Genomic DNA, 25,408 nt, shown 5'->3' with positions numbered 1-25,408 from the left:
ATGGCGTTCGGCCGGGGATGCCGAGCGTATATCAAAGGCTTTTTGAGCGCGCAAACGGCGATCGGCGGTGCCGCTTGATGCCATTCTTTGCGAAAGCTTCATTTTCGCCGCCGAATATGGCAGGGGTCGCCGAAATGCCGCAAACAGCAGTTCATTGACGTCCATGCCAGCCGACGAACAATCCCGAGACACCCCCATCGCAGCCGGCCCGGCGATCATACTGGTCGAGCCGCAGCTTGGCGAGAACATCGGCATGGTCGCGCGCGCCATGGCCAATTTCGGCCTTGCCGAGCTCAGGCTGGTCAATCCGCGCGATGGCTGGCCGAGCGAGAAGGCGCGCGCCGCGGCAAGCCGCGCCGACCATGTCATCGATGCGGTGCGGGTTTTCGACGATCTCGCCACGGCGGTCGCCGATCTCAATTTCGTCTTCGCCACCACGGCGCGCGAGCGCGACGGCTTCAAGGCCGTGCGCGGACCGGTCGAGGCGGGCAGGGCGCTGAGGACGCGGCAGCGTGCCGGGCTGCGAACCGGCATCCTGTTCGGCCGCGAGCGCTTCGGCCTCTACAATGAGGAAGTCGGGCTCGCCGACGAGATCGTTACCTTCCCGGTCGATCCTGGCTTCTCGTCGCTCAACATCGCCCAGGCCGTGCTTCTGATGTCCTATGAATGGATGAAGTCGGGACTGGAGGACGAAACCCAGACCAACTTCTCCGGACCGGAACTCGTGCCGGCGACCAAGGAGCAGTTGCACAGCCTGTTCACCTATCTCGAAGGCGCGCTGGAGGCGCGCGGCTATTTCCGCCCGGAAGGGAAGAAGCCGAAGATGGTCGACAATCTGCGTGCCGTGCTGACGCGCGCCGGTTTCGCCGAGCCGGAACTGAAGGTGCTAAGGGGCATCATCTCGTCGCTGGACAGATTTTCGCCGGCGATGCCGCGCGGCGATGGCTCCCCCGGCGACGATCCGAGACGGCTGCCCGCCGCTGCCGCGCGCGCCCGCAAGGCGGAAGCGGGCCAGGCGCCCAACGCCAATGGCGACGATAATGACGCGCCGCTGGGCGGCAAGGGCACAGACAATGACTGACCGGCCGATCCTGATGTTCGATTCCGGCGTCGGCGGCCTGACCGTGCTGCGCGAGGCGCGCGTGCTGATGCCCGACCGGCGCTTCGTCTATGTCGCCGACGACGCGGCCTTTCCCTTCGGCGCCTGGGAGGAGCCGGCGCTGCGCACGCACATACTCGATCTCTTCGCCAGGCTGCTCGACCGGTTTTCGCCGGCGATCTCCGTCATCGCCTGCAACACCGCCTCGACGCTGGTGATCGATGCGCTTCGCGAAAGATTTCCCGGCCATCCCTTCGTCGGCACGGTGCCGGCGGTCAAGCCGGCGGCGGAACGCACCCGCTCCGGCCTGGTCTCGGTGCTGGCGACGCCGGGCACGGTGAAGCGGCAGTACACGCGCGACCTGATCAGCAAATGGGCGCAGAAATGCCATGTCCGCCTGGTCGGCAGCGACAATCTGGCCGGACTGGCCGAGGTCTACATGCGCGAGGGCTTTGTCGACGAGGACGCCGTGCGCGCCGAGATCGCGCCCTGCTTCATCGAACGCGATGGGCAGCATACCGACATCGTCGTGCTTGCCTGCACCCACTATCCATTCCTGGTCAACCGCATGCGCAAGACCGCGCCCTGGCCGGTGGACTGGATCGATCCGGCCGAAGCGATAGCCCGCCGCGCCATGTCGTTGCTCCCGCCGGTCAACGGATCCTCGCAAGGCGAGCCCGACATTGCCGTCTTCACCTCCGGCAAGGCGGATTTCGCGGTCAGCCGGCTGATGCAGGGTTTTGGTCTGACGATCCCGTGACGGCAGGAACATCGGCTGGGCGGCTGCGTTCCCTCCGATAGTCAATTGGGAGAAACGACCATGCCTGCCACATCGAAAGCTCAGCAAAAGGCCGCCGGCGCTGCGCTGTCGGCAAAGCGCGGTGACACCAAGAAGAGCGAGCTCAAGGGCGCCTCGAAGGGAATGTACGAATCGATGAGCGAAAAGCAGCTCGAGGAATTCGCGGAGACCAGGCGCAAGGGCTTGCCCGAGAAGAAATCGAAGAGCTGATCTCGCTGCGCTTGGGAAGAAAAGCAAGAACCCGCCTGCGGGGCCGCGGGCTCTCGGTGATTGGCCCGCAGCGCCACTCACAAGCTTGACACCGCCTAAATCTCCGTTTAATCAGCGCGCCAACACCGGGCCGCAATGCCCGGTGGTTTTCTTTATGCGCGAGGCGATGGAAGTTCGATTGTTTCTTCCTAGGCCTTGTTAACTGACGTGTCCCGTGGGTTTTCCGTCGCGTTGCGTGGAAAACCCTGTCAGGTCTCGAAAACGGAGGCCAGAGGAGGGCGCGTTTCCTTCACTCGGAGCATGAGGTTCCGGGTGTATTGTTTTGAAAGGGAATGCGATGAGCAAGCGCGAATCCGCGAAATACAAGATCGACCGCCGTCTCGGCGAGAACATCTGGGGCCGCCCGAAGTCCCCGGTCAACAAGCGTGAATACGGCCCCGGCCAGCACGGCCAGCGCCGCAAGGGCAAGCTTTCCGACTTCGGCCTGCAGCTACGCGCCAAGCAGAAGCTGAAGGGCCACTATGGCGACGTTTCGGAAAAGCAGTTCCGCAAGGTCTATGAAGAGGCCGACCGCCGCAAGGGCGACACCTCGGAGAACCTGATCGGCCTGCTCGAGTCGCGTCTCGACGCGGTCGTCTACCGCGCCAAGTTCGTGCCGACCATTTTCGCCGCCCGCCAGTTCGTCAACCATGGCCATGTCAACGTCAACGGCAAGCGCGTCAACATCGGCTCGTATCGCTGCAAGCCGGGCGACGTCGTCGAGGTGCGCGAGAAGTCGAAGCAGCTCGTCATCGTGCTGGAATCGGTCGCTCTCGCCGAGCGCGATGTGCCTGACTATATCGAAGCCGACCACAACAAGATGACCGCCACCTTCGCGCGCATCCCCGGCCTGTCGGATGTTCCGTTCGCCGTGCAGATGGAACCGAACCTGGTCGTCGAATTCTATTCGCGCTGATCGGTTGCTTCAGCGATCCATCGAAAGGCCGCCCAATGGGCGGCCTTTTTGTTTGCCGAGCCGCCATGCCGGCGCCGCAGAAATCGATTTCGATTTCCGGGCCGATGCGCTAATCCGGGCGCCGACACTTGTCCCTGGGGCCGATGCGCCATGAATATGCTGCCAGACGTCAAATTCCTCGAGCCGGTCGGCGACGACGCTGAGGGCGGCTTCCATCCCCTGTTCGCCGAGGTGCCGTCCTCCGTCGAGTTCAACAAGCTGCGCAAGCGACTCCTGAGATTGACGCGCCAGGCGATCGAGGATTTCGCCATGGTGAAGCCCGGCGAGCGCTGGCTGGTGGCGCTGTCCGGCGGCAAGGATTCCTACGGTCTGCTCGCTCTGCTGCTCGACCTCAAATGGCGCGGCCTGCTGCCGATCGAGTTGCTCGCCTGCAATCTCGACCAGGGCCAGCCGAACTTCCCGAAACACATCCTGCCGGACTACCTCAACGCCAACGGCATTGCGCATCGCATCGAATATCAGGACACCTATTCGGTGGTCACCGACAAGCTGCCCGAAGGCAGCACCTATTGTTCGCTTTGCTCGCGGCTCCGGCGCGGCCATCTCTACCGCATCGCGCGCGAGGAGGGCTGCGCCGCTCTCGTGCTGGGTCACCACCGCGAGGACATCCTCGAAACCTTCTTCATGAACCTGTTCCATGGCGGTCGCCTTGCCGCCATGCCGCCGAAACTCCTCAACGATGAGGGCGACGTCATGGTGCTGCGGCCGCTCGCCTATAACGCTGAGGCCGATCTCGAGAAATTCGCCGACGCGATGAAGTTCCCGATCATCCCCTGCGATCTCTGCGGCAGCCAGGAAGGCCTGCAGCGCAATGCCATGAAGGCGATGCTGGACGACATCGAAAAGCGCATGCCCGGCCGCAAGGACACGATGATCCGCGCCATGACGAATGTGCGGCCCTCGCATCTGCTCGACAGGAAGCTGTTCGACTTCGCCGCCCTCAACGACAGGTAAGACGATCCCCATGACATTTGACGATAGCGCCATCGACTGGCTTGCCGGTCTCCTCTCCGACGCGGCCATTGCCGAGATCATGCCGCGCTTTCGCCGGCTGGGCGAAGGCGACGTCCGCCAGAAGACATCGGCCGCCGATCTGGTGACCGAGGCCGACGTCAATGCCGAGCGGGTGATCACGGCAAGGCTGCGCGAGCGCTATCCCTCGGCCATGATCGTCGGCGAGGAAGCCTGCTCCGACAATCCGGCGCTGCTCGGCGGTCTCGGCGATGCCGAGCTCGCCTTTGTCATCGATCCGGTCGACGGCACCTTCAACTTCGCCTCCGGCGTGCCGCTGTTCGGCGTCATGCTGGGCGTTGTCGTCAAGGGCGAGACCGTCGCCGGCATCATCCATGACCCCGTCGGCAAGGACTGGCTGATCGGCGCCAAAGGCGCAGGCAGCCACATCCGCCACGCTCATGGCGCGCTGGAGAAGGTGCGCGTCGCGGCGGCCGTGCCGATCTCGCAAATGACGGGCGCCGTCTCCTGGCAATACCTGCCGGAACCCGAGCGCTCTCGGCTCGCCCGCAACCAGACCAAGGCGCTGTCGCAATTCGGCTATCGTTGCGCGGCGCACGAATACCGGCTGCTCGCCAGCGGCCACGCCCATTTCGTCGTCTACAACAAGCTGATGCCGTGGGATCACCTGGCCGGCGTGCTGATCCACCAGGAAGCGGGTGGCTACGCGGCGCGGATCGACGGCAGCGCCTATCTGCCCTCGCATATCGACGGCGGCATCCTGGTCGCCCCCGACAAGGACAGCTGGCAGGAACTGCGCCGCGAGCTTTGGGCGGAGTAGGGGCAGGAGCCGCGGCCCGATCCAAGCCGGCGGGTGCCGGAGGCTTCGCGTAGTCCGGAGAACCGCTGATGAGACCTTGGTCGGCAATCCTCGCAGCAGCCCTGGTCATCGCCGTGGTTGCGGCCCCCTGCGAAGCCGGGGCGCAGCAGCGCCGCCCTTGTCACAGTTCCGATCCCATCGACACCCTGGTGGAGATGTCGGACGCCATCTATGCCTGCTGGAAGCCACCGGCTGGAACTGCCGGCATGTCCCTGACACTGCGGTTCTCGCTTCGCCGGAACGGCACGCTCATCGGCAAGCCACGCGCCACCTATTCCGATCTGGGAACCGACCAAGCGCTGAACCGTGCTTTCGTGACGTCCATCCTCAAGGCGCTCGACGAGGCTCTGCCGCTGCCGTTTTCAGACAGCATGGGCGGAGCCGTCGCGGGGCGGATGCTTGCCCCTCGTTTCACCGCAACTGTCGAAGGTGCAAGCTAGTCTAGGGGCGGGCGCAATTCGGAAGCTTCGGTGACACGCATCAGACCGGCGGATTGTGCGGCTGGAACAACCTGCCGCGCTCTGCCAGCAGGATCATCAGCAAGGCAGCCACCGAGACGCTGCAGAAGCCGGCGGCGAGCGGTGTCACCGTGCCGTTGTAGGCCTGCCCGATCAGCGTCCCGAGAATGCCGCCGAGGAAGGTCTGCATGAAGCCGAGTATCGACGAGGCTGTGCCGGCCAGTTGCCCGAGCGGCTCCATGGCGAGTGCGTTGAAGTTCGCGCCGAGCCCGCCAAACGGAAGCATTGCGAGGGCGAAGAAGCCGACGAACAGCCAGAGCGGCATTTGCATTTCGAGCGAGACGACGAGCCAGGCCAGGCTGATGGTCAGGAAGAGCAGCAGCGCGCCCTGCGACAGCCGGCGCATGCCGACGCGGCCGACCAGACGCGAGTTGAGATAGTTCGAGAAGGCGAGCACGCCGGCGACGCCGGCGAAGATCAGCGGGAACAGTTCGCCGACGTGGAAGACGTCGAGATAGATCTGCTGCGCCGAATTGATGAAGCCGAACATGGCGCCGAAGATGAAGGTGCTGGCAAAGGCATAGCAGAGCGCGATGCGGTTGGTGAGCACGATGCGGAACCCGCCGACGATGGCGTGCACCGTCAGCGGCCGGCGGTATTCCGGATGCAGGGTTTCGGGCAGACGCAGCAGCGCCCAGGCCGATACGATCAGCGCGCCCGCCGCCATGGTGATGAAGATGACGTGCCAGGTCGCGAACAGCATGATGAACTGGCCGATGCCGGGCGCCACCACGGGAATGGCCATGAACACCATGAAGATCAGCGACATCACCTCTGCCATGCGCCGGCCCTCGAAGGTGTCGCGCACGATCGAGACGGCGATGACGCGCGTGGCAGCCGCACCGATGCCTTGCACCACCCGGCAGGCGAGCAGCGTAGCGAAGGACGGGGCGATGGCTGCGGCACCCGCCGCCAGGACATAGATCACCAGCCCGACAACCAGCGGCGCGCGCCGTCCGAAGCGGTCGGAGACCGGGCCGAACAGGAGCTGGCCACCGCCAAAACCCAGAATGTAGGCGGTGATGACATATTGCCGGTGGTTTTCATTTTCGACACCGAGCGAGGCGCCGATCTGCTGCAGCGCCGGCAGCATGATGTCGATCGCCAAAGAATTGAGCGCCATCAGCGCCGCGCAGAGCGCGATGAATTCCCAGCGCGGAATGGGCAAACTGGTTGCCGATTGCTGCGCTACTGCCTGCTTGTCCACCGCAAGATCCGATCTTCCAAACGAACCTGCGCCGGTTGACCGGCGCATCGATCCGTCTCGTTCCCGGTATCGAGAACCAAAGTGCCGAGGTGGGGGCGGCCCCGGAAGCCAGCGCCGGCGCTCAGGCGCCGGCAGGCGCGTTCAGTCAGGCAGCGCCTTTGACGCTGACGCCCTTTTCGACGAGGAACGTCTGCAGTTCGCCCGCCTGGAACATCTCGCGCACGATATCGCAACCGCCGACGAACTCGCCCTTGACGTAGAGCTGCGGGATGGTCGGCCAGTTGGAATATTCCTTGATGCCCTGGCGCAGCTCGGCCGACGTCAGCACGTTCACGCCTTTGTAGTCGGCCCCGATATAGTCGAGGATCTGAACCACCTGGCCGGAGAAGCCGCACTGCGGGAAGCCGGGCGTGCCTTTCATGAAGAGCACCACGTCGTTGCTCTTCACTTCGCTGTCGATGTAGTCGTTGATACCGCTCATGGATAATCCTTTCACGCCTGTGGGAGTCAGGCTCGAAACATGACCATCAAATAAACCCATAGGTTGACCGAAACAAGGTATTTGCCTTGCTGGCGCCGAAATGGCGCAAAAGATGGCCTGACGCTGCACCAAGTCCCCTAGGCTGCCAATCCTCCCGGAGCGTAATGAAAAAGCGCCATCTCGCGACGATCCTGATCGGCGTCCTGCTCGTCGCCCTGGCCGCGGCCCTTTGGCTGCGGCCGCGGGAACGCCCGCCGCTCGTCATCGGCGGACTGCCCGCTCCGTGCCGGGATTTGAGCTTCGAGGCGGTCCCCTATGTCGTCTGCGAGATCGATCTCAACTCCTATGACGTCGGCCTCTTCCATGCCGGCGCTGACGGCAAACCCTACGGCTCGCTTGAGGTGTTCGACAAGGCGATGAAAGGGCAGGGGCGGCCGGTCCTGCTTGCCATGAATGGCGGCATGTACCACGAGGACCTGACGCCGGTCGGCCTGCTTGTCGAGGATGGCAGCGAAAGAGCGCCGCTCAACCTTGCCGACGCCGAGGGCAATTTCTTCCTGAAGCCGAACGGCGTGTTCCTGATCGGCAGGGACGGCAAGGCCGCGGTGTTGGAAAGCAGCGCCTATGCCGGCGCCAAACCCGATTCCGTCTTCGCCACGCAGTCGGGCCCGATGCTGGTGGTCGACGGCGCGCTGCATCCTCGCTTCGACCAGAACGGCACCTCGCGCTATGTCCGCAACGGGGTTGGCGTGCGTGATGGCGGTACCGTCGTGCTGGCGATCTCGCGCTCGGAAGTCAGCCTCGGCAGCTTCGCGCGGCTGTTCCGCGACGCGCTTTCCTGTCGCAACGCGCTGTTCCTCGATGGCGTGGTCTCGGCGCTGTCGGACGGCGACAGGATGATCGTCGGCGGAAAATACCCTGCTGGCCCGATCATCGCGGTGTCGGCCAGGAAGACGGCGCAGTAACCCCCAAGAGGCCTTGAGCTTGTCTCCGCCGCCAAAGCCGCGGCCATAACAATATAGCTATAGCTAAATCTTGAAGCATCCGCTATGCTTACCGCGATCTGGAGGATGCTGGCATGACCGAGACGAGATCCCTGCTGGAGCGCAAGTTCGATCGAAGGTTGCTTCTGGCCGGTGGCCTCGCGGCTGCAGGCGGCACGGCGGTGGTGGCGAGCGCGGCGCGCGGGCAGACAAGCCATGCCGGTCACGAGATGCCGGCGGCAGCTGCTGCCGAAGGCCAGCCGGCGCATCTGTCCGCTCATGGAGCGATGATCACGGTCGGCGAGGTCGACGACGCCCGAAACGGCTTCGACCCGGTGAAGCTGGTCAGCGATTGGGAGACCGGGACGGTATCGACGCTGCCGGACGGGCGCACGCTTCGCACGTTCGAAGTCACGGCGGAAGACAAGGAGATCGAGATCGCGCCGGGCATCATGTTTCCAGCCTGGACCTATAATGGCCGGGTGCCGGGGCCTTCGCTGCGCGCGACCGAAGGCGAGCGGCTGCGGATCGTCTTCCGCAACCAGGGCTCGCATCCGCATTCGATGCATTTCCACGGCATCCACGCCGCGCGCATGGACGGTGTCCCGGGCGCCGGCCTGATCGGGCCGGGTGAGGAGTTCGTCTACGAGTTCGATGCCAGGCCGTTCGGCTGTCACCTCTATCATTGCCACGCCCTGCCGCTGAAGCGGCATATCCAGAAAGGCATGTACGGCGCTTTCGTCATCGATCCCGACCCGGCCCGGCATCCGGAACACGACGCGGTCGCCCGCTCGCGCCTGCTCGGCACGCCTGAGAATGCCGGCTGGCAGGAGTTCGTGATGGTCATGAACGCCTTCGACACCAATTTCGACAACGAGAACGAGGTCTACGCCGTCAACACGGTCGCCCACGCCTACGCGAAGAAGCCGATCAGGGTGCTGAAGGACAGGCCTGTCCGCATCTATCTCATCAACGTCGTCGAGTTCGACCCGATCAACTCCTTCCACCTGCACGCCAATTTCTTCGACTACTACAATCAGGGCACGACGCTTACCCCGACGCTGAAGACCGTCGACCTGATCACCCAGTGCCAGGCCGAGCGCGGCATCCTCGAGTTCCACTTCCGCGAGCACGAGCCGGGCCTCTATATGTTCCACCCCCACCAGTCGGAATTCACCGAGCTCGGCTGGTCAGGCATGTTCGACGTCGTGGAGGCTCTGTCGTGACCGATACGAGCCAGCCTTCCGCCGATACGCGTGCCGCGCGACCAGCCTGGGCCCATCTGCTCTGGATCGCGCTGCCGTTCGCCGTGCTCGGGCTGGCCATCGCATGGCTGGTCTCTTCGGATCCGCTGTCGAGCTTCCGCAACGGCGCGCCGCCAGTCGAGAACATCACCTTCGAGCGGACAATCCTTGGAAACGACGGCATTCGCATCCTCGTCCGCGCCGGCGGGTCGGAACCGATGAGGATCGCTCAGGTCCAGGTCGACGATGCCTATTGGCAGTTCACGCAGGATCCGCCGGGCCCGATCGCGCGCGGCTCGACGGCATGGATCGCCCTGCCATATCCCTGGGTGCTGGGGGAGGCGCATGCGGTCAACGTCGTGACCAGCACCGGCGCCACATTCACCCACGAGATCGCTGTGGCCGTCCCGACCCCAACGCGCGATTCGCTCAGCCTTGTCGCGCAGGCGGTGCTCGGCGCTTTTGTCGGCATCCTGCCCGTGGCGATCGGCTTGATGTTCTACCCCGCGCTGCGCGGCGTCGGACGCAGCGGCATGGACTTCCTCCTGTCGCTGACCGTCGGCCTGCTCGCGTTCCTGTTTGTCGATGCGCTGGAGGACGCCTTTGAGCTGGCCGGTGAAGCCGCTGCTCTGTTCCAGGGACCGACCATGATCGTGCTTGCCGCCGCCGCCAGCTTCCTGCTGCTGATGGCGGCGGGCCGGCGAAGCGGGGCGCCGACCGGTCTGGCGCTCGCCACCTTCATCGCGCTCGGCATCGGCCTGCACAATCTCGGTGAAGGGCTGGCGATCGGCGCCGCCTTCGCGTCGGGCGCGGCGGGGCTTGGCACCTTCCTGGTGCTGGGCTTCACCCTGCACAACATCACCGAGGGTATCGGCATCGCCGCGCCGATCCTGAAGCAGCGTCCGCCGCTCAGGACCTTTGCCGCGCTGACGTTGCTGGCCGGCGGACCCGCCGTCATTGGCCTGTGGATCGGCAGCCTCGCCTATGCGCCGCAATGGTCGGCGTTGGCGCTGGCGGTCGGCGCCGGAGCGATCCTGCAGGTGATCGTCGAGCTCGTGTCGATGCAGCTTCGCCAGCGCCCCGACGGCACACGCGCACTGCTTGCGCCGGGTGCAATGGCCGGGCTCGCAGCCGGCATCGGCTTCATGTACGTGACGGCGATGCTGGTGAAGATCTGAGGGGACTCAGTCCGGAACGCTGGTTTGCAGGGCGAGCGCGTGCAGCACGCCGCCCATATTGCCCTTCAGCGCGTCATAGACCATCTGGTGCTGCTGGACGCGGCTTTTGCCGCGAAAACTCTCGGCCACCACTTCAGCGGCGTAGTGATCGCCGTCGCCGGCCAGGTCGCGGATCGTCACCTTGGCGTCCGGAATGCCTTCCTTGATCAGCCGTTCGATGTCGTGCGCGTCCATTGCCATGCGGGTTTTCCCTATCAGGTACTGAGCTCATAGATATGGCCGGGACGGCGGATGCACCACTCCAAAGGCGACCAGAACGCCATCCCGAGCATAATATTATGGGTCCACGACCTCGTTTGCCATGAAGCGAGGAAACCAGGATTCGTGGGCGGCGGTCAATTCGCTGACCGGGATCGCCCGGGCTTCGCCGAGTTTCAGCTCGCGGCCGCCGGTCGAGCCGATCCAGGGCGCGAAGATGCCGAGCTTGCCCTGTTCCTCGCGAATGGCGTCCCATTCCTTGCTTTGCGGATCGATCGACAGCGTCAGAAGATAGCGGCCCTGGTCCTCGCCGAAGAACACCGGGATCGGGTCGGTGCCGACGAGGCCCGGGATGGTGGCGCCGATGCCCGACGCCATCGCCATTTCGGCCAGCGCCACGGCAAGGCCGCCATCGGAAAGGTCGTGCGCGGCGGTGACGACGCCGGAGGCGATCAGCGCGCGGACATGGTCGCCGACGCGCTTTTCATGCTCGAGGTCGACAGGCGGCGGCGGGCCGTCGCTGCGGCCGTGGATGTCGCGCATATAGACGGACTGGCCGAGATGGCTGCCCCAGGTCGCCGGCGCGCCGACCAGCACGATCATCTGGCCTTCGCCGGCAAAGCCGATGCGCGCCATCTTCGACCAGTCGGCGATCAGCCCGACGCCGCCGATGGTCGGCGTCGGCAGGATGCCGCGGCCATTGGTTTCGTTGTAGAGCGAGACATTGCCGGAAACGATCGGGAAGCCGAGCGCGCGGCAGGCATCGCCAATGCCTTTCACCGCGCCGACCAGCTGGCCCATGATCTCTGGCCGTTCCGGATTGCCGAAATTGAGGTTGTCGGTGGCCGCGAGCGGCAAGGCGCCGGTGGCGGTCAGATTGCGCCAGCATTCGGCCACCGCCTGCTTGCCGCCCTCATAGGGATCGGCCTCGCAATAGCGCGGCGTCACGTCCGATGAGAAGGCCAGCGCCTTGGTTGCGTGGCCCTCGACGCGCACCACGCCGGCATCGCCGCCGGGAAGCTGCAGCGAATTGCCCTGGATCAGCGTGTCGTATTGCTCCCACACCCAGCGGCGCGAGGAGAGGTCCGGCCCGCCCAGCAGCTTGAGCAAGGCGTCGGCGACATCCGCCTTGGGCGCATCGTTTGCGGCGAGCGGCGCCGGCTTCTTGGGTTCGACCCAGGGGCGGTCATATTCCGGCGCCTGGTCGCCGAGATCCTTGATCGGCAGATTGGCGACCTCGTCGCCCTGGTGGATGACGCGAAAGCGCAGATCGTCCGTGGTCTTGCCGACGATGGCGAAGTCGAGACCCCATTTGTGAAAGATCGCCTCGGCCTCTTTCTCTTTCTCGGGGCGCAGCACCATCAGCATGCGCTCCTGGCTTTCCGACAGCATCATCTCATAGGCGCTCATGCGCTCCTCGCGCACCGGCACCCTGTCGAGATCGAGCTCGATGCCGAGATCGCCCTTGGCGCCCATCTCGACGGCCGAGCAAGTCAGGCCGGCGGCACCCATGTCCTGGATGGCGATGACCGCGCCGGACGCCATCAGCTCCAGGCAGGCTTCCAGCAGGCATTTTTCGGTGAAGGGGTCGCCGACCTGCACGGTCGGCCGTTTCTCCTCGATCTTGTCGTCGAATTCGGCCGACGCCATGGTGGCGCCGCCGACGCCGTCGCGCCCGGTCTTGGCGCCGAGATAGACGACCGGCAGGCCGACGCCCTTGGCCTCGGACAGGAAGATGGCATCCGTCTTGGCAAGGCCGGCCGCGAAGGCATTGACCAGGATGTTGCCATTGTAGCGAGGATCGAAATTGACTTCGCCGCCGACCGTCGGCACGCCGAACGAATTGCCATAGCCGCCCACGCCGGAAACGACGCCGGCCACCAGGTGCCGGGTCTTGGGATGGTCCGGCGCGCCGAAGCGCAGCGCGTTCATCGCCGCCACCGGCCTTGCGCCCATGGTGAAGACGTCGCGCAATATGCCGCCGACGCCGGTCGCAGCGCCCTGATACGGCTCGATATAGGAAGGATGGTTGTGGCTCTCCATCTTGAAGACGACGCAGTCGCCGTCGCCGATGTCGACCACGCCGGCATTTTCGCCCGGTCCCTGGATCACCTGCGGTCCGGTCGTCGGCAGGGTGCGCAGCCACTTCTTCGAGGATTTATACGAGCAATGCTCGTTCCACATCGCCGAGAAGATGCCGAGTTCGGTGAAGCTCGGCTCGCGTCCGACCAGATCGAGGATGCGCTGATATTCGTCGGGCTTCAGCCCGTGCGCGGCAATGAGTTCCGGGGTGATCGGCACGGAATTGGAGATGGTCATGGGCGGCGATTTTTATCCGTCGGAGAGGGGAATTCGAGTCCCCTCTTATCGCAAGCTTGAGGCCGATACACCCCATAGATTGACGAAAAACGGCGGAAAGCCACAAGGTGGCGGAGGCTGCGGGATCAGGCGTGGCCGAGCTCAGGAAAAACTGTCGTAGCCGGCGCGGCCTTCATCGAGCAGGCGCCGGATCACCGCGACGCCACCGGCGACATCCTTGTCCTGCCGCGGTTGCGAGACGCCGAAGCGCACGCCATGGAAGACCTGCTCGGAGCGGCCGGCCTTGAATTCGTCCTCGTCGTCGATGAGCACGCCCTGCGCCAGGCAGGCATTCTTGAACGTGCCGGAGAGCCAGGGGTCCGGCAAGGTCAGCCAGACGAAGGGGACATTGTCTCTCGCCTCGAAGTCGAAGCCTTCAAGCGTCTCGCGCACGATGGCGACGCGCGCCTGGATCTCGGCGATGCAGCGCTTGCGGATATCGCCAGCCTGGCCGGACATCACCAGCCTGGTGCCGACCTCGGCGAGCAGGAAGGGCAGTCCGCCGGTCATCATCTTGTGCGCCACGCGGATGCGATGGCGATAGGCTGGCGGGCAGGAAAGCCAGCCGCCGCGCACGCCGGCGGCAACCGATTTCGACAGGCCTCCGGCGACAATCGTGCGCTCGGGGGCATATTCGGCCAGCAACGGCGTTGGATCGTCGGTCAGGTCGCCATAAAGATCGTCCTCGATTAGCGCCACATTGTACTCACGCGCGATCTGCGCGATCGCCTGCCGCCGCTGCGCTGGCATCGTCACCAGGGTCGGGTTCTTCGCGGTGGGCATCAGGAACATCAGCTTGGGATGCTTCTGCGCGCAGACGCGTTCGAAATCCTCGGGATCGATGCCTTCCTTGTCGGTCGCAACCAGTGCCGTTCGGCGCCCGATCAGGCCGGCGCTGCGCGAAATCTGCGAATAGGTGAGATGCTCAAAGACGACATAGTCGCCAGGCATGGTGAGCGCCGCGATCGCCGCCATCACCGCCGCATGAGTGCCAAGGGTCGGCACGATTGAATCGGGCGAAGGGCGGAAGGAATTACGCGACAGCCAGCGGCTTCCCGCCTCGTACCATCGCTCGGGAAAATCCCTCGTGTAGCTCGAAATGTCGTGGGGATGGTCCTCAGCCGTGCGGGCCAGAATTTCGGCAATGATTGCGCCTTGGCCGACATCGGGCGCGGCGGTGCTGTCGAAGCGCAGCTTGCCGCTCGGTGCATCGATGGGGCGCGTGCCTTGCGCGGCAGGCTCCAGCTCGACCTTCGGGCCCTCGGCGCGCTGCGCAAGCACATAAGTGCCGCGTCCAACCTCGCCGCTGACCAGGCCGCGTTCGCGCAGCAACTGGTAGGCGCGGCCGACCGTACCGACGGTGGCGCCGATGTCATAGGCGAGGTCACGCTGCGGCGGCAGTTTTGCACCGGCATCGATGATGCCCTTGTCGATGTCTGATTCAATGCTGTCAGCAAGACGCTGATACAGTGGGCCTGAGCCGGAAGAGAGGTCTGGAAGCCAATTTGTCATGGTGACAATTTTCTATATTGTGCCGCACGATGAGTCAATCCATATGAAGTCTACGATTGATAGGATACAATCGAGACAAGGTAGAACGAAGATGGATACAACCGACACAATTCATTACATCGGCACCGGATTGGATGGGCGCACGAAGTCACGGACTCGCAATGGCTTCGTGGATCGCCTCGTATTTGTGCTCGGCTCCGTCATGAGGCAGATTGACCGGATACTGGATCGCCGCCGCGGCCGCCTGGCCTTGCTGGAGATGACGGACGAGCAACTCAAGGATATCGGCGTCTCGCGCTGCGATGCGCATCGCGAAGGCCTCCGGCCGTTCTGGGATTGAATTCACGCCGTCGAAGGATTGGGACGGCGCCGAACACTATTTCCGCAGCCGGGCAACCCAATGATCGGCGAAGACGGCGATGACGCACAAGAGCAGAAACAGTCCGGTTGTGGCCAGCGCCGAAACGGCGACGCTGGCCGCGCCGTTCTTCTCCACGCTGAGAAACGGGTAGGGGACTTCGCCGGCGATCGGCGCCCGCAGCAGCACATAGGCCAGATAGGCGAGCGGGTAGACCATCCACCAGGAGATGTCGCGCCAGCGCGTGGTGCCGTCGGCGCCGGCGATTAGCCACCACAGCACGAACAGCGCCGGCGTCACATAGTGCAGCAGGATATCGCAGAGCAGGAACAGTCCTTGCGGCTGCCACAGCCGCGCCAGCACCGTCGCATAGACGATGAAGACGAGGCTGATCGCCACCGCCACGCCCGCCCGCAGCCGCGATCCGGCAAAGGCCGGGAACCACGCATAGCCTGACGGCGACAGCAGCGACGTGTGCACCAGCACCGCCCCGATATTGGTCAGGATGGTGAAGAAGCTGAACAGGAAGACGACCGAGCCGAGGAAGCCGCGGCCGGCTTCCATCGACGCCGGAATGGTGATGCAAGCCTGCAGGACGAGCCCGATCAGGCCGACGGACAGTCCCGCCTTCTGCAGGAATCGGCCCATCGCCTCAGGCGGCGGCCGCACAGGACGGGTTGCCCGCCTGCCAGCGGGCGATGTCGGAGCCGATGCGCGCGCCGAGCGGGTCAGCCATCAGCGGGCCGAACACGTCGATGCGGCTGGAATTGCCTTGCGCCTGCACCACCAGCAGCGGCTTGCCGCCATAATGCTTGGCCGGCACCAGCAGGAAGCGTGGCGTGCCGCTGAACGAATTCAGCTCATTGGCCATCTGGTAGGGCTTGAAGGCCGGATCCTTGCTGGCGATCCAGCATTTATGCGCCGATATCGCCACCTGCTCCATGGCGAGCAGCGAGGCGCTCTTGCCCGAGGGCGCCGGCGTGCTCTTCGGGCTCGACTGGCAGGAGGCGAGTGCAAGCCCGGCGGCAGCCAGGAGAGCAAGGCGAACAATCGTCAGTCTCATGGTCAGGCCGCCCCCGCGTTCCGAAAGGAATGTCCTAGAAGATAATCAAGCGGCGATGCCGAGGGCGCCTTCGAAAAGCGCGCGGCCGTCGCTGCCGCCATGCGCCGCCTCGATCAGGTTTTCCGGATGCGGCATCAAGCCAAGCACATTGCCCTTTTTGCTGATGATGCCAGCAATGTCGTTGATCGAGCCGTTCGGGTTGGTGCCTTCGGCGTAGCGGAACACCACCTGTCCCTCGCCCTCGAGGCGGGCGAGCGTCTCGGCGTCGGCGAAATAGTTGCCGTCGTGATGCGCCACCGGCGAGCGGATGATCTGCCCCGGCTGATAGCGGCGCGTGAACATGGTGTTGGCGTTGGCGATCTCGAGCTTCACCTGGCGGCAGACGAATTTCAGCGATGCGTTGCGCATCAGCGCGCCGGGCAGCAGGCCGGCCTCGACCAGGATCTGGAAGCCGTTGCAGACGCCGATCACCATGACACCCTTGGCCGCTTTTTCTGCCACCGCCCGCATCACCGGCATGCGCGCCGCGATCGCCCCGCAGCGCAGATAGTCGCCGAAGGAGAAGCCGCCGGGAATGGCGATCAGGTCGACGTCGGGGATTTCGGTGTCGGTCTGCCAAACGGTTGCCGGCGCCTGTCCGGAAATCTTGGTCAGCGCCGCGATCATGTCGCGGTCGCGGTTGAGGCCAGGCAGAAGGACGACGGCTGATTTCATTGTCAGGCGATCTCCACCGCGTAGTTCTCAATCACCGTGTTCGCCAGCAGCTTGTCGCACATGGCCTTGAGATCGGCTTCGGCCTTGGCCTTGTCGGTCCCGGCCAGCTCGACGTCGAACACCTTGCCCTGGCGCACCGATCCGACCCCATCAAAGCCCAACCCGGACAGCGCATGTTCGATCGCCTTGCCCTGCGGGTCGAGCACGCCGTTCTTGAGGGTGACGGTGATACGGGCTTTCATCGATACTCCTGAGAAATCAGTAAGGCTGGAGCCGGGCCGCCGTTACCGGCAAGCCCGGTCTGGCAGTTAGTGCTTCATGCCCTTGGGCGGCTCGGACGACGCGACGAGCACCGGTCCGGTCGGACGCGGCGGCTCGTTCTCGTTCATGATGCCGAGGCGGCGGGCGACTTCCTGATAGGCTTCGACCAGGCCGCCCATGTCGCGGCGGAAGCGGTCCTTGTCGAGCTTGTCCTGGGTGGCCACGTCCCACAGTCGGCAGGAGTCGGGCGAGATCTCGTCGGCGACGACGATGCGCATCATGTCGCCCTCGAACAGGCGGCCGCACTCGATCTTGAAGTCGACGAGCTGGATGCCGACGCCCATGAACAGGCCGGAGAGGAAGTCGTTGACGCGGATGGCCAGCGCCATCACGTCGTCGATCTCCTGCGGGCTCGCCCAGCCGAAGGCGGTGATGTGCTCTTCCGACACCATCGGGTCATCGAGCGCGTCGGCTTTGTAGTAGAATTCGATGATCGAGCGCGGCAGTACCGTGCCTTCCTCGATGCCGAGGCGTTTCGAGAGCGAGCCGGCGGCGACGTTGCGCACCACCACTTCGAGCGGAATGATCTCGACTTCCTTGATCAGCTGCTCACGCATGTTGAGCCGGCGGATGAAATGGGTCGGAATGCCCATGCGATTCAAATGGTTGAAGATGTGCTCGGAAATGCGGTTGTTGAGCACGCCCTTGCCATCGACCACTTCATGCTTCTTCTTGTTGAAGGCGGTCGCATCGTCCTTGAAAAACTGGATCAGCGTCCCCGGCTCAGGTCCCTCATAGAGGATCTTGGCCTTGCCTTCATAAATGCGGCGGCGATTTTTCATCTGATTTTTTCTCTGGATTTCCGGGCAGGCGGCAAACGACCAGTTCCTGTCCGTCTGCCTAAATTAGTATGGCAACGGCGGTGTTCAATGCCGGTGTCTATCCCAATCGCATTGTTTGCTCAATCGGCAAATCCTTCGAATCAACCGCTTTCGGGAATGAAATGCCGCAGCGCAGCAAGTGATGTAGCATATTGACCGGCCCGCGGCCTTTTGGTTTGTGCTTCGGGAACACACATGATTTACGCCTAAGCGAATCGGATTTGACCGGAGGGATGCCATGAGCAGCATGAAAGACCGCGAAGAGGGCTTCGAGCGCAAATTCGTCTTCGACGAGGAGCTTCGCTTCAAGGCCTCCGCCCGCCGCAACAAGGCGCTCGGCCTGTGGGCCGCCGAGAAGCTCGGCAAATCCGGCGACGATGCCGAGGCCTATGCCAAGCAGGTGGTCGTCGCCGACATCGAGGAAGCCGGCGACCACGACGTTTTCCGCAAGATCCGTAAGGATTTCGACGACGCCGGCGTTGCCCAGTCCGACCATCAGATCCGCCGCACCATGGATGAACTGATGGCCGAGGCGATCGAGCAGATCAAGAACACCTGATCCCATATGAGCATGATGTCGTCTGAGACCCGCTTCACGCTTTTCGACATCATGCTCTGGCTGGACTAATCGACCGCCCGCCTCAGTCGGGCGGTTTTTCTTTGCCTTGTCGCGGCTTCCAGCCGAAACTGCGATTGTTAACGAGGTAACAAGGAAGAGCCGATGTCCCTGAAGTCACGCCTGGCGGCGGATGAAACGCTGTTCACCGCATGGTCCGGAGTGCCGGATGCGCTGACGGTCGAGATCATCGCCAAGCAGGGTTTTGACGCCGTCACCCTCGATATGCAGCATGGCGGCCATCACGAGGACAGCGTGCTGCGCGGCCTGGTGCCAGTGCTGGCCGCCAACAAGCCCGCGCTGGTGCGCATTCCGGTCGGCCGCTTCGACATGGCGAGCCGGGCGCTCGATTTCGGCGCCGAGGCGGTGATCGCGCCGATGGTGAACTCTGTGGCCGACGCCAGGTTGTTCGCCGCCGCCATGAAATATCCGCCGGTCGGCGAGCGGTCCTGGGGGCCGACCTATGCCTTTCCGCGTCACGGCAAAGGCGATCATGCCGAATGGCTGCGCGACACCAACCAGCGCACCATGGCGTTTGCGATGGTTGAGACGCGGGCGGCGTTCGAGGCGCTGGACGGCATCATTGAGACACCCGGCATCGACGGCATTTTCGTCGGCCCGTCGGATTTTTCGATTGCTTGGTCGAACGGCACCACCGTCAATTCGACGCTGGAAAGCATGATGGAGACGGTCGCCTCGATCGCCGAGCGCACGCGCAAGGCCGGCAAGCACGCCGCCATCTACGTCATCGAGCCGGCGGTTGCCGGCCGCGTCGTGGCGATGGGCTACCGGCTGCTCGCCATGGGCTCGGACCACACGCTGATTTCGTTGGGCGCCAAGACCCTGCTGAAGAGCATGCGCGATTCCATCGGTTCCTGAGCGCAGCCGAGCGGCTACAGCTCAGGGTTCCCTTAATTCCGTCAGGAACTTGGCGAAGGTCATCGAGCCTTCAGGCCAGGGGCCGAAGCCGGAATCCGCGTTGAGGTGGCCGGCATCCCCGGCATCGATGAACAGCGAGCCCCAGGCGCCGGCAATATCCTCGGCGACGTCGAAGGCGCAGAACGGGTCGTTGCGGCTGGCGATCACGATCGACGGAAAGGGCAGCGGCTCGCGCGAATAGGGGCCGAAGGTCATCAGGTGCCGCGGCCTGATCTCCGGATTTGCGACGTCGGGCGGCGCCACGAAGAAGGCGCCGGCCACCGGCCTTTGGAACTGCGGGATGGCCTGTACCGCCGCCGCCACGCCGAGCGAATGCGCCACGAGCACCACCGGGCGCTCGGCCTCGTTGACCGCCCTGGCCACATTCGCGGTCCAGTCCTCGCGTACCGGCTTCGACCACTCCGCCTGCTCGACCCGGCGCGCCGTCGACAGTTTCGACTGCCAGCGGGTCTGCCAGTGTTCGGGGCCGGAATTGGTGTAGCCCGGCACGATGAGGATATCTGCGTCCTTGACTTTCATGGCGCGCATGTAGCGAGCGCCGCCCTTTCGCGCAACCGTGCCGAACGACGGTCACGATCAAATTAGTGAACACCATGTTCGCTCCTTGCTCTCTTGTGTGAACGATCGAGATCGACGATCTGTCGCCAGGACAAGATAGCCGTGAAGGACCGGATTTCGGGGCTGACACGACGTAGGATGATCGGCGGCGCGGGGCTCCTGGCTTTGGGAGTTTCGGCGGGCGCCCGAACGGAGACGATGATGAGTGAATTGCCTTTTGCCGCGACCACGCCGGTCAGCGTGTCGCGCGTCGGCCTGAAGGCGCGCGATGCCGAAGGGCTCGCCGCCTATTACCGCGCCGTTGTCGGCCTGCAGGAATTGAGCCGCGCCGATGGCGTGATCACGCTCGGCGCCGCCAACCGGCCGCTGCTGGTGCTCGAGCCCGATGCCGCGGCAAAGCCCGACGATCCGCGCAGCGCCGGCCTGTTCCACACCGCCTTCCTGGTGCCCAGCCGTGCCGATCTCGGCCGCTGGATCAACCACGCCGCGGCCAACCGGATCGCCATCGAGGGCGCGTCGGACCATCTGGTCAGTGAAGCGCTCTATATGACCGACCCCGAGGGCAACGGCATCGAGATCTACGCCGACCGTAGCCCGCAGGCCTGGAAATGGGACGGCGACAAGATCGCCATGGCGACCGAGCGTCTGAACCTTCCCGCCGTCGTCGCCAGCGTGCCGGCGGGCGATGCCGGCTGGCAGGGCGCCCCGGAAAACACCATCGTCGGCCATGTGCATCTGCGCGTCGGCCGCCCGGAAGATGCCGAAGCCTTCTGGCATGACGAGTTCGGCTTCGACACGGTGGCGAAATACGGCGGCCAGGCCGTCTTCCTGTCGTCGGGCGGCTACCACCACCACATCGGCGCCAATGCCTGGCGCAGCGCCGGCGCCGGCCGGCGCGATCCGGCCCGTTCGGGTCTCGCCTGGGTCGAGATGCGCTCGGACAACGTGGCCGGCGAGGCGTCCCGCGAGGATCCGTGGGGCACGGTGATCAGGACCATCCCCGGCAAGGCGTGACAGCCGCTGCCAGTTGGCGAAAGCGTCGGCGAGAGCGTCTTTCTCCCCGTCTCCATACGGGGAGAAATGCCCGGCAGGGCAATGAGGGGCAGCGCCAAGTTTGCGAGATTGTCCGTTCAGCCGCAGCGCCCATGGGTGCGATCATCGCCGAAGTCGGCGCCGCCCCTCATCGCCTGCCGGCACCTTCTCCCCGTATAGTGACGGGGAGAAGGACGCTTGCCTCACGCCTCTCCGAACACCCGCTTGAAGATCGTGTCGACATGCTTGGTGTGATAGCCGAGGTCGAATTTCTCGCGGATATCGGCTTCGGGGAGCGCTGCGGTCACTTCGTTATCCGCCAGCAATTCCTCAAGGAAATCAGCACCATATTCCCACACTTTCATGGCGTTGCGCTGCACCAGGCGGTAAGCGTCCTCGCGTGACACGCCGGCCTGGGTGAGCGCCAGCAGCACGCGCTGCGAATGCACCAGGCCGCGGAACTTGTTCATGTTCTTCAGCATGTTGTCGGGATAGACGAGCAGCTTGTCGACGACGCCGGTGAGCCGCGACAGCGCGAAATCGAGCGTCACGGTGGCGTCCGGTCCGATCATGCGCTCGACCGAGGAGTGCGAGATATCGCGTTCGTGCCAGAGCGCCACATTCTCCATTGCCGGCATGGCGAAGGAACGCACCATGCGGGCAAGGCCGGTGAGGTTTTCGGTCAGCACCGGATTGCGCTTGTGCGGCATTGCCGACGAGCCCTTCTGCCCCGGAGAGAAATACTCCTCCGCTTCCAGCACCTCGGTGCGCTGCAGGTGGCGGATCTCGATCGCCAGCCGCTCCACCGACGAGGCGATGACGCCGAGCGTGGCGAAGAACATGGCGTGGCGATCGCGCGGGATCACCTGCGTCGACACCGGCTCCGGCTTCAGCCCGAGCTTCTGCGCCACATGCTCTTCGACATAGGGCTCGATGTTGGCGAAGGTGCCGACCGCGCCGGAGATGGCGCAGGTCGCAATGTCCGCCCGCGCATGCACCAGCCGCTCGCGGCAGCGCGAGAACTCGGCATAGGCCTGCGCCAGCTTGACGCCGAACGTGGTCGGCTCGGCATGGATGCCGTGGCTGCGGCCGATGGTGACGGTGTCCTTGTGCTCGAAGGCGCGGCGCTTCAAAGCCGCCAGCAGTGCATCGATGTCGGCAAGCAGGATGTCGCTGGCGCGGGTGAGCTGCACCGCAAGGCAGGTGTCGAGCACGTCCGATGAGGTCATGCCCTGATGGATGAACCGGGCATCCGGCCCGACGAACTCGCCGAGGTGAGTGAGGAAGGCGATCACGTCATGCTTGGTGACGCGCTCGATCTCGTCGATCTTGTCGACGTCGAATTTCGCCGCGCCGCCCCTTTCCCAGATCGTCCTGGCCGCCTCCTTCGGGATGACGCCGAGCTCGGCCAGCGCGTCGCAGGCATGCGCCTCGATCTCGAACCAGATGCGGAAACGGGTCTCTGGCGACCAGATGGCGACCATTTCCGGCCGGGAATAGCGAGGGATCATCAATCGGTCCTGACTTGGGGGCTTGTCGCCCGCCTCCTAACAGAGGCCGACGAAATGCTCAACGCCGCTGCCGCGCAAACCAGATGCTGGCGGCCACCAGCGCAATGAATCCCAGCGGAAAATAGAGCCGGATCCCGAGCACGACGAACTGGTAGAGCGCCGTCAGCATGGTGAACACCAATTCGAACGCCCACCGGATGGTGAAGGCCGGCGCGTGCCATTCGGCATAGTAGGAGCGGTATTGCAGCGCGAACAATCCACCGGTGAAGGCGAGCGTAGCGACCAGCAGCGCGACGAAAGCGGCGGCGAAGGCAACCTCCCAGTGCCGGCCGCGTGAGACGAGCCGCGCCAGGAACAGGCCGACCGGGAAGGCGAGCGCGCCGCCGGCGGCATAGATGAGCGTGACGAAGCGGATCTTCGCCGGCGTCTCCCAGTCGTAGAGCAGGAGATTGACGAGCGCGCTGGCGCCCATCGTCAGGCCCCAGACCAGCGCGCCGGCAAACGCGGTGCGGGCCGAGGGCAGGGCGGCCCGGAAATGGTCGCCGATGCGACTGCGCGCCGTGGGTTGCGAGAGCGGTGTCACAGCCGGCCTGTCACCGCGATCCAGCGAAAGTCGGGACCTTCGAAGCCGTATTGCCGAACTGCGATCAGCACGGCATAGGCGCTCAAGCCCTGCATCGAGAACGTCTGCACTGCGCCAATGCGGTAGCCGTTCGGGCAACCGCGGCTTTTCGGGATGGACTTGTCCTCGTGCACAAGTTCGGTCTTGCCGCCATCCTTTGCCTCGATGCGCTGCAGGCGAAAGCCGTTGATCTCGCCCTGGCTCTGGCAGCCCTCGGTGTCGTTCAGGGGGATTTCGTCCAGCCGGAACTCGAGCGGCTCGTCGACCGGAGAGAATATCGGGCGCGGATTGACCGCCATGCGGTAGGGATCGGCGGAAAGCTCGGTTATGGCGTTGAAGCCGGCGGTGATGCCGCGATTGGCCGCGAGTTCCGCCTGGCCGACAATGGCTTCACCTTTCTGCCGCGCCTGCAGGCGTGCCTGGTCGAGCGTCGCGGCCTCGTCGTCGAGGCGCACCCTGATCGGCGTTCCCTTGAGAAAGCTGTCGCTGCTCGTGTCAATGTAGTAGCGGTTGGCATAGGGAAAGCCCGATCCATCCTGCACGCCAAATTCCTCGAAGGCGAAGACGCCGCCATCCTGGCTGAATCCGAGGATTTCCAGCTCCGCGACGTCGCCGGCGCCGGCCGTGGCGATGGTGGCGAGCTGTGCGAGCAGCCATGTGCAAATCAGAACGGGAATTCGCATGGACTTGTCGCTCCAGCCGGCAGGATTGGATCATGCCTATCACGTCATGGTGAACAGGACGTGCCCTCCGGCGGCAATGCATCCAATCCGGCCGTCGATTGTTGTTGTCGGCAGCTTCAATGGAGAACCACAATGATCGACACCAGCAAGATTCGCGAGCATATGGAAGTGATCGGCGCCGACGGCGTTCACATCGGCACTGTCGACAAGGTCGACGGCCAGCGGATCAAGCTGACCAAGGCCGACAGCGGCATGGGCTCGCACAAGGGTCACCATCACTACCTTCCCCTGAGCCTCGTCGCCGAGGTCGACGGTAAGAAGGTCTGGCTGTCTGCCAATTCGGATGTCGCGGTGAGCTTCGAGGAAGAAAAGTCCGATCCCACCTGATCCGCCGGCTCAGCGCGACGACCACACCGGAAACAGATCGCCCTCGGCCGCCGTCGCGGCATAAACGCCGCGGCTGATGGCGCGCGCCATGGCGGCGCCGGCGGCGGCGTAGAGATCGATGGCCGCGTCGGCGCTAAGCTCGACGCCGCTCTTGCCGGTCGCCAGCGCGAAAACCAGATCGCCGTCTGCCGGCGTGTGCGCCGGCCAGATTGCGCGCGCGAAGCCGTCATGCGCCGAAATCGCCAGCCGTTTGGCGGCGGCCTTGGTCAGAACGGCGTCAGTGGCAATGACGGCAATGGTGGTGTTGCCGCCGGCATCCGCTTGCCCGCCGAACTGCTTGTCGCGGTATTTAAGCAGGATCCGCCTGGCGTCGGCGGGCATCGGCGAAGGGTAGCCGAGGCCGCCGAACTCGTCGCCGATCTCGAAAGGCGCCGCCCAGAAGTGGCGGGTCCTGCCGACCGTCACCGAGCCGGTCGGGTTGACGGCGGCGAGCGCGCCGATGGTGACGCCGGTTTCAAGCACGGTCGAGGCGGAACCCAGCCCACCCTTGAGGCCCGACGTCAGCGCGCCCATGCCGGCGCCCGCCGTGCCCAATGCAAAGTCGGCCTCCGCCACTTGTGCCGCCTGGTAGCCGAGCTCGCGATAGGGCGGGTAGCGGCCCCAACCTTTGTCGCCGCCATTGCGCAGGTCGAACAGGATCGCAGCCGGCACGATCGGCACGCGGAAGCCGCCGACTTCGACACCGATATTCCTTTCGCGCAACGCCGCCTGCACGCCCGACGCGGCGTCGAGGCCGAAGGCCGAGCCGCCCGACAGCACCACGGCATGGATCTCATGAACCGAATTCTGCGGCTCCAGCAGGTCGGTCTCGCGCGTGCCTGGCGCGCCGCCCAGCACCTGCACGGCTGCCACCGCCGGATCGTCGCAAAGCAATGCCGTCACGCCCGACTTCAGCCTGGGGTCGGCGGCGTTGCCGACTTTGAGGCCGGCGACATCGGTGATCAGGTTGCGCGGGCCGCTGTGGAACATCAGTTGGCCTCCAGCGGCACGAAGCGTGTTCCGTCGAAGCGGAAGGCACGCAACGGAGACT

General features: G+C 64.6%; 30 protein-coding genes. 15 read left to right on the top strand and 15 right to left on the bottom strand.

Annotated elements, in window-relative coordinates:
• The first annotated feature begins 163 nt into the window (after nt 1–163).
• The 7 genes from EN738_RS02610 to EN738_RS02580 all read left to right on the top strand — a co-directional run bounded on the left by EN738_RS02610 (nt 164) and on the right by EN738_RS02580 (nt 5,394).
• Nucleotides 164–1,081 carry an RNA methyltransferase gene (locus EN738_RS02610; protein WP_127282342.1) on the top strand — a complete coding sequence of 306 codons (918 nt, stop codon included), beginning with the start codon at nt 164–166 and terminating at the stop codon, nt 1,079–1,081.
• Nucleotides 1,074–1,859 (top strand): glutamate racemase, encoded by a 786-nt coding sequence (murI, locus tag EN738_RS02605; RefSeq protein ID WP_127282341.1) that lies wholly within the window; start codon nt 1,074–1,076, stop codon nt 1,857–1,859. Before EN738_RS02610 ends, murI begins: the two co-directional genes overlap by 8 nt.
• A 60-nt stretch (nt 1,860–1,919) precedes the next feature.
• Nucleotides 1,920–2,108, top strand: a complete 189-nt coding sequence (locus EN738_RS02600; RefSeq protein WP_126054849.1) for a DUF3008 family protein — start codon at nt 1,920–1,922, stop codon at nt 2,106–2,108.
• A gap of 337 nt (nt 2,109–2,445) precedes the next feature.
• Nucleotides 2,446–3,063 (top strand): 30S ribosomal protein S4, encoded by a 618-nt coding sequence (gene rpsD / locus EN738_RS02595; RefSeq protein WP_126054848.1) that lies wholly within the window; start codon nt 2,446–2,448, stop codon nt 3,061–3,063.
• A 156-nt stretch (nt 3,064–3,219) separates the two neighbouring features.
• Entirely contained in the window at nt 3,220–4,077 is an 858-nt protein-coding gene (gene ttcA / locus EN738_RS02590; protein ID WP_189605726.1) for a tRNA 2-thiocytidine(32) synthetase TtcA, read from the top strand.
• Between the two features lie 10 nt (nt 4,078–4,087).
• Nucleotides 4,088–4,915 (top strand): inositol monophosphatase family protein, encoded by an 828-nt coding sequence (locus EN738_RS02585; RefSeq protein WP_127282339.1) that lies wholly within the window; start codon nt 4,088–4,090, stop codon nt 4,913–4,915.
• A 68-nt stretch (nt 4,916–4,983) separates the two neighbouring features.
• Nucleotides 4,984–5,394, top strand: coding sequence for a hypothetical protein (locus EN738_RS02580; RefSeq protein ID WP_127282338.1), 411 nt, complete (start codon nt 4,984–4,986; stop codon nt 5,392–5,394).
• A gap of 40 nt (nt 5,395–5,434) precedes the next feature.
• Here the strand turns inward: EN738_RS02580 and EN738_RS02575 are convergent, their stop codons facing one another.
• A complete protein-coding gene (locus EN738_RS02575; RefSeq protein WP_127282337.1) occupies nt 5,435–6,679 on the bottom strand; it encodes a multidrug effflux MFS transporter in 1,245 nt (414 codons plus the stop codon).
• Between the two features lie 145 nt (nt 6,680–6,824).
• Complete coding sequence (gene grxD / locus EN738_RS02570) at nt 6,825–7,160, bottom strand: Grx4 family monothiol glutaredoxin (RefSeq protein ID WP_127282336.1); 336 nt, start codon at nt 7,158–7,160, stop codon at nt 6,825–6,827.
• Between the two features lie 164 nt (nt 7,161–7,324).
• Here grxD and EN738_RS02565 point away from each other — a divergent pair, with 164 nt between their 5' ends.
• From EN738_RS02565 to EN738_RS02555, 3 genes are all read left to right on the top strand, one after another.
• A complete protein-coding gene (locus tag EN738_RS02565) occupies nt 7,325–8,125 on the top strand; it encodes a phosphodiester glycosidase family protein (protein ID WP_127282335.1) in 801 nt (266 codons plus the stop codon).
• A gap of 113 nt (nt 8,126–8,238) precedes the next feature.
• The gene (locus EN738_RS02560; RefSeq protein WP_127282334.1) at nt 8,239–9,369 is read left to right on the top strand and encodes a multicopper oxidase domain-containing protein; all 1,131 of its coding nucleotides are present in this window, start codon (nt 8,239–8,241) and stop codon (nt 9,367–9,369) included.
• Nucleotides 9,366–10,565, top strand: a complete 1,200-nt coding sequence (locus tag EN738_RS02555; protein ID WP_127282333.1) for a metal transporter — start codon at nt 9,366–9,368, stop codon at nt 10,563–10,565. Before EN738_RS02560 ends, EN738_RS02555 begins: the two co-directional genes overlap by 4 nt.
• Before the next feature lie 6 nt (nt 10,566–10,571).
• Here EN738_RS02555 and EN738_RS02550 read toward each other — a convergent pair whose 3' ends face one another.
• The 3 genes from EN738_RS02550 to EN738_RS02540 all read right to left on the bottom strand — a co-directional run bounded on the left by EN738_RS02550 (nt 10,572) and on the right by EN738_RS02540 (nt 14,693).
• On the bottom strand, nt 10,572–10,805 hold the full coding sequence (locus tag EN738_RS02550) for a BolA family transcriptional regulator (RefSeq protein WP_023674714.1): 234 nt from the start codon (nt 10,803–10,805) through the stop codon (nt 10,572–10,574).
• A 96-nt stretch (nt 10,806–10,901) separates the two neighbouring features.
• Complete coding sequence (gene purL / locus EN738_RS02545) at nt 10,902–13,142, bottom strand: phosphoribosylformylglycinamidine synthase subunit PurL (protein ID WP_127282332.1); 2,241 nt, start codon at nt 13,140–13,142, stop codon at nt 10,902–10,904.
• Nucleotides 13,143–13,283: 141 nt separating this feature from the next.
• A complete protein-coding gene (locus tag EN738_RS02540) occupies nt 13,284–14,693 on the bottom strand; it encodes a PLP-dependent aminotransferase family protein (protein WP_127282331.1) in 1,410 nt (469 codons plus the stop codon).
• 91 nt (nt 14,694–14,784) lie between these two features.
• Between EN738_RS02540 and EN738_RS02535 the strand changes: the two genes are divergently transcribed.
• Entirely contained in the window at nt 14,785–15,033 is a 249-nt protein-coding gene (locus EN738_RS02535; RefSeq protein WP_127282330.1) for a DUF1127 domain-containing protein, read from the top strand.
• A gap of 36 nt (nt 15,034–15,069) precedes the next feature.
• Here EN738_RS02535 and EN738_RS02530 read toward each other — a convergent pair whose 3' ends face one another.
• The 5 genes from EN738_RS02530 to purC form a co-directional block, all read right to left on the bottom strand.
• The gene (locus EN738_RS02530; RefSeq protein WP_127282361.1) at nt 15,070–15,699 is read right to left on the bottom strand and encodes a Pr6Pr family membrane protein; all 630 of its coding nucleotides are present in this window, start codon (nt 15,697–15,699) and stop codon (nt 15,070–15,072) included.
• A gap of 4 nt (nt 15,700–15,703) precedes the next feature.
• Complete coding sequence (locus EN738_RS02525; protein WP_127282329.1) at nt 15,704–16,114, bottom strand: hypothetical protein; 411 nt, start codon at nt 16,112–16,114, stop codon at nt 15,704–15,706.
• A 45-nt stretch (nt 16,115–16,159) separates the two neighbouring features.
• Nucleotides 16,160–16,828: a phosphoribosylformylglycinamidine synthase subunit PurQ gene (gene purQ / locus EN738_RS02520; RefSeq protein WP_127282328.1), complete on the bottom strand. Its 669-nt coding sequence runs from the start codon at nt 16,826–16,828 to the stop codon at nt 16,160–16,162.
• Between the two features lie 2 nt (nt 16,829–16,830).
• Complete coding sequence (purS, locus tag EN738_RS02515; protein WP_126054835.1) at nt 16,831–17,070, bottom strand: phosphoribosylformylglycinamidine synthase subunit PurS; 240 nt, start codon at nt 17,068–17,070, stop codon at nt 16,831–16,833.
• 66 nt (nt 17,071–17,136) lie between these two features.
• Entirely contained in the window at nt 17,137–17,931 is a 795-nt protein-coding gene (gene purC, locus EN738_RS02510) for a phosphoribosylaminoimidazolesuccinocarboxamide synthase (RefSeq protein ID WP_127282327.1), read from the bottom strand.
• Nucleotides 17,932–18,208: 277 nt separating this feature from the next.
• On the opposite strand from purC, the gene EN738_RS02505 reads away from it, so the two are divergent.
• Both EN738_RS02505 and EN738_RS02500 read left to right on the top strand, forming a co-directional pair.
• Nucleotides 18,209–18,529: a DUF1476 domain-containing protein gene (locus tag EN738_RS02505; RefSeq protein WP_127282326.1), complete on the top strand. Its 321-nt coding sequence runs from the start codon at nt 18,209–18,211 to the stop codon at nt 18,527–18,529.
• Between the two features lie 162 nt (nt 18,530–18,691).
• Nucleotides 18,692–19,465, top strand: a complete 774-nt coding sequence (locus EN738_RS02500; RefSeq protein ID WP_127282325.1) for an HpcH/HpaI aldolase/citrate lyase family protein — start codon at nt 18,692–18,694, stop codon at nt 19,463–19,465.
• A 21-nt stretch (nt 19,466–19,486) separates the two neighbouring features.
• On the opposite strand, the gene EN738_RS02495 is transcribed toward EN738_RS02500, so the two are convergent.
• Nucleotides 19,487–20,044: an alpha/beta hydrolase gene (locus EN738_RS02495; protein ID WP_127282360.1), complete on the bottom strand. Its 558-nt coding sequence runs from the start codon at nt 20,042–20,044 to the stop codon at nt 19,487–19,489.
• Nucleotides 20,045–20,284: 240 nt separating this feature from the next.
• Between EN738_RS02495 and EN738_RS02490 the strand changes: the two genes are divergently transcribed.
• Entirely contained in the window at nt 20,285–21,097 is an 813-nt protein-coding gene (locus tag EN738_RS02490; protein WP_127282324.1) for a VOC family protein, read from the top strand.
• Nucleotides 21,098–21,318: 221 nt separating this feature from the next.
• Here EN738_RS02490 and purB read toward each other — a convergent pair whose 3' ends face one another.
• Genes purB through EN738_RS02475 form a run of 3 tightly spaced genes read right to left on the bottom strand, consistent with a single transcriptional unit; the run spans nt 21,319 to nt 23,931 of the window.
• The gene (purB, locus tag EN738_RS02485; protein ID WP_127282323.1) at nt 21,319–22,626 is read right to left on the bottom strand and encodes an adenylosuccinate lyase; all 1,308 of its coding nucleotides are present in this window, start codon (nt 22,624–22,626) and stop codon (nt 21,319–21,321) included.
• A 58-nt stretch (nt 22,627–22,684) separates the two neighbouring features.
• Nucleotides 22,685–23,209, bottom strand: coding sequence for a hypothetical protein (locus EN738_RS02480; protein WP_245494313.1), 525 nt, complete (start codon nt 23,207–23,209; stop codon nt 22,685–22,687).
• On the bottom strand, nt 23,206–23,931 hold the full coding sequence (locus EN738_RS02475) for a DUF2259 domain-containing protein (protein ID WP_127282322.1): 726 nt from the start codon (nt 23,929–23,931) through the stop codon (nt 23,206–23,208). Before EN738_RS02475 ends, EN738_RS02480 begins: the two co-directional genes overlap by 4 nt.
• Before the next feature lie 132 nt (nt 23,932–24,063).
• Here EN738_RS02475 and EN738_RS02470 point away from each other — a divergent pair, with 132 nt between their 5' ends.
• Nucleotides 24,064–24,318 carry a DUF2171 domain-containing protein gene (locus EN738_RS02470; RefSeq protein ID WP_127282321.1) on the top strand — a complete coding sequence of 85 codons (255 nt, stop codon included), beginning with the start codon at nt 24,064–24,066 and terminating at the stop codon, nt 24,316–24,318.
• 9 nt (nt 24,319–24,327) lie between these two features.
• On the opposite strand, the gene EN738_RS02465 is transcribed toward EN738_RS02470, so the two are convergent.
• Nucleotides 24,328–25,347, bottom strand: coding sequence for a P1 family peptidase (locus EN738_RS02465; RefSeq protein WP_127282320.1), 1,020 nt, complete (start codon nt 25,345–25,347; stop codon nt 24,328–24,330).
• Nucleotides 25,348–25,408: the final 61 nt, after the last annotated feature.

This window comes from Mesorhizobium sp. M4B.F.Ca.ET.017.02.2.1 (assembly GCF_003998955.1).
GTDB lineage: Bacteria > Pseudomonadota > Alphaproteobacteria > Rhizobiales > Rhizobiaceae > Mesorhizobium > Mesorhizobium abyssinicae.
Note: the sequence above shows the minus strand (reverse complement) of the source record. Positions and strands in the feature narration are given on the sequence as shown.

What these genes read in the sequence shown, in the direction of transcription:
- EN738_RS02610 (WP_127282342.1), top strand. Translation starts at nt 164, where the DNA reads ATGCCAGCCGACGAACAATCCCGAGACACCCCCATCGCAGCCGGCCCG.
- murI (WP_127282341.1), top strand. Translation starts at nt 1,074, where the DNA reads ATGACTGACCGGCCGATCCTGATGTTCGATTCCGGCGTCGGCGGCCTG.
- EN738_RS02600 (WP_126054849.1), top strand. Translation starts at nt 1,920, where the DNA reads ATGCCTGCCACATCGAAAGCTCAGCAAAAGGCCGCCGGCGCTGCGCTG.
- rpsD (WP_126054848.1), top strand. Translation starts at nt 2,446, where the DNA reads ATGAGCAAGCGCGAATCCGCGAAATACAAGATCGACCGCCGTCTCGGC.
- ttcA (WP_189605726.1), top strand. Translation starts at nt 3,220, where the DNA reads ATGCTGCCAGACGTCAAATTCCTCGAGCCGGTCGGCGACGACGCTGAG.
- EN738_RS02585 (WP_127282339.1), top strand. Translation starts at nt 4,088, where the DNA reads ATGACATTTGACGATAGCGCCATCGACTGGCTTGCCGGTCTCCTCTCC.
- EN738_RS02580 (WP_127282338.1), top strand. Translation starts at nt 4,984, where the DNA reads ATGAGACCTTGGTCGGCAATCCTCGCAGCAGCCCTGGTCATCGCCGTG.
- grxD (WP_127282336.1), bottom strand. Translation starts at nt 7,160, where the DNA reads ATGAGCGGTATCAACGACTACATCGACAGCGAAGTGAAGAGCAACGAC.
- EN738_RS02565 (WP_127282335.1), top strand. Translation starts at nt 7,325, where the DNA reads ATGAAAAAGCGCCATCTCGCGACGATCCTGATCGGCGTCCTGCTCGTC.
- EN738_RS02560 (WP_127282334.1), top strand. Translation starts at nt 8,239, where the DNA reads ATGACCGAGACGAGATCCCTGCTGGAGCGCAAGTTCGATCGAAGGTTG.
- EN738_RS02550 (WP_023674714.1), bottom strand. Translation starts at nt 10,805, where the DNA reads ATGGCAATGGACGCGCACGACATCGAACGGCTGATCAAGGAAGGCATT.
- purL (WP_127282332.1), bottom strand. Translation starts at nt 13,142, where the DNA reads ATGACCATCTCCAATTCCGTGCCGATCACCCCGGAACTCATTGCCGCG.
- EN738_RS02540 (WP_127282331.1), bottom strand. Translation starts at nt 14,693, where the DNA reads ATGACAAATTGGCTTCCAGACCTCTCTTCCGGCTCAGGCCCACTGTAT.
- EN738_RS02535 (WP_127282330.1), top strand. Translation starts at nt 14,785, where the DNA reads ATGGATACAACCGACACAATTCATTACATCGGCACCGGATTGGATGGG.
- EN738_RS02530 (WP_127282361.1), bottom strand. Translation starts at nt 15,699, where the DNA reads ATGGGCCGATTCCTGCAGAAGGCGGGACTGTCCGTCGGCCTGATCGGG.
- EN738_RS02525 (WP_127282329.1), bottom strand. Translation starts at nt 16,114, where the DNA reads ATGAGACTGACGATTGTTCGCCTTGCTCTCCTGGCTGCCGCCGGGCTT.
- purQ (WP_127282328.1), bottom strand. Translation starts at nt 16,828, where the DNA reads ATGAAATCAGCCGTCGTCCTTCTGCCTGGCCTCAACCGCGACCGCGAC.
- purS (WP_126054835.1), bottom strand. Translation starts at nt 17,070, where the DNA reads ATGAAAGCCCGTATCACCGTCACCCTCAAGAACGGCGTGCTCGACCCG.
- purC (WP_127282327.1), bottom strand. Translation starts at nt 17,931, where the DNA reads ATGAAAAATCGCCGCCGCATTTATGAAGGCAAGGCCAAGATCCTCTAT.
- EN738_RS02505 (WP_127282326.1), top strand. Translation starts at nt 18,209, where the DNA reads ATGAGCAGCATGAAAGACCGCGAAGAGGGCTTCGAGCGCAAATTCGTC.
- EN738_RS02500 (WP_127282325.1), top strand. Translation starts at nt 18,692, where the DNA reads ATGTCCCTGAAGTCACGCCTGGCGGCGGATGAAACGCTGTTCACCGCA.
- EN738_RS02495 (WP_127282360.1), bottom strand. Translation starts at nt 20,044, where the DNA reads ATGAAAGTCAAGGACGCAGATATCCTCATCGTGCCGGGCTACACCAAT.
- EN738_RS02490 (WP_127282324.1), top strand. Translation starts at nt 20,285, where the DNA reads ATGAGTGAATTGCCTTTTGCCGCGACCACGCCGGTCAGCGTGTCGCGC.
- purB (WP_127282323.1), bottom strand. Translation starts at nt 22,626, where the DNA reads ATGATCCCTCGCTATTCCCGGCCGGAAATGGTCGCCATCTGGTCGCCA.
- EN738_RS02475 (WP_127282322.1), bottom strand. Translation starts at nt 23,931, where the DNA reads ATGCGAATTCCCGTTCTGATTTGCACATGGCTGCTCGCACAGCTCGCC.
- EN738_RS02470 (WP_127282321.1), top strand. Translation starts at nt 24,064, where the DNA reads ATGATCGACACCAGCAAGATTCGCGAGCATATGGAAGTGATCGGCGCC.
- EN738_RS02465 (WP_127282320.1), bottom strand. Translation starts at nt 25,347, where the DNA reads ATGTTCCACAGCGGCCCGCGCAACCTGATCACCGATGTCGCCGGCCTC.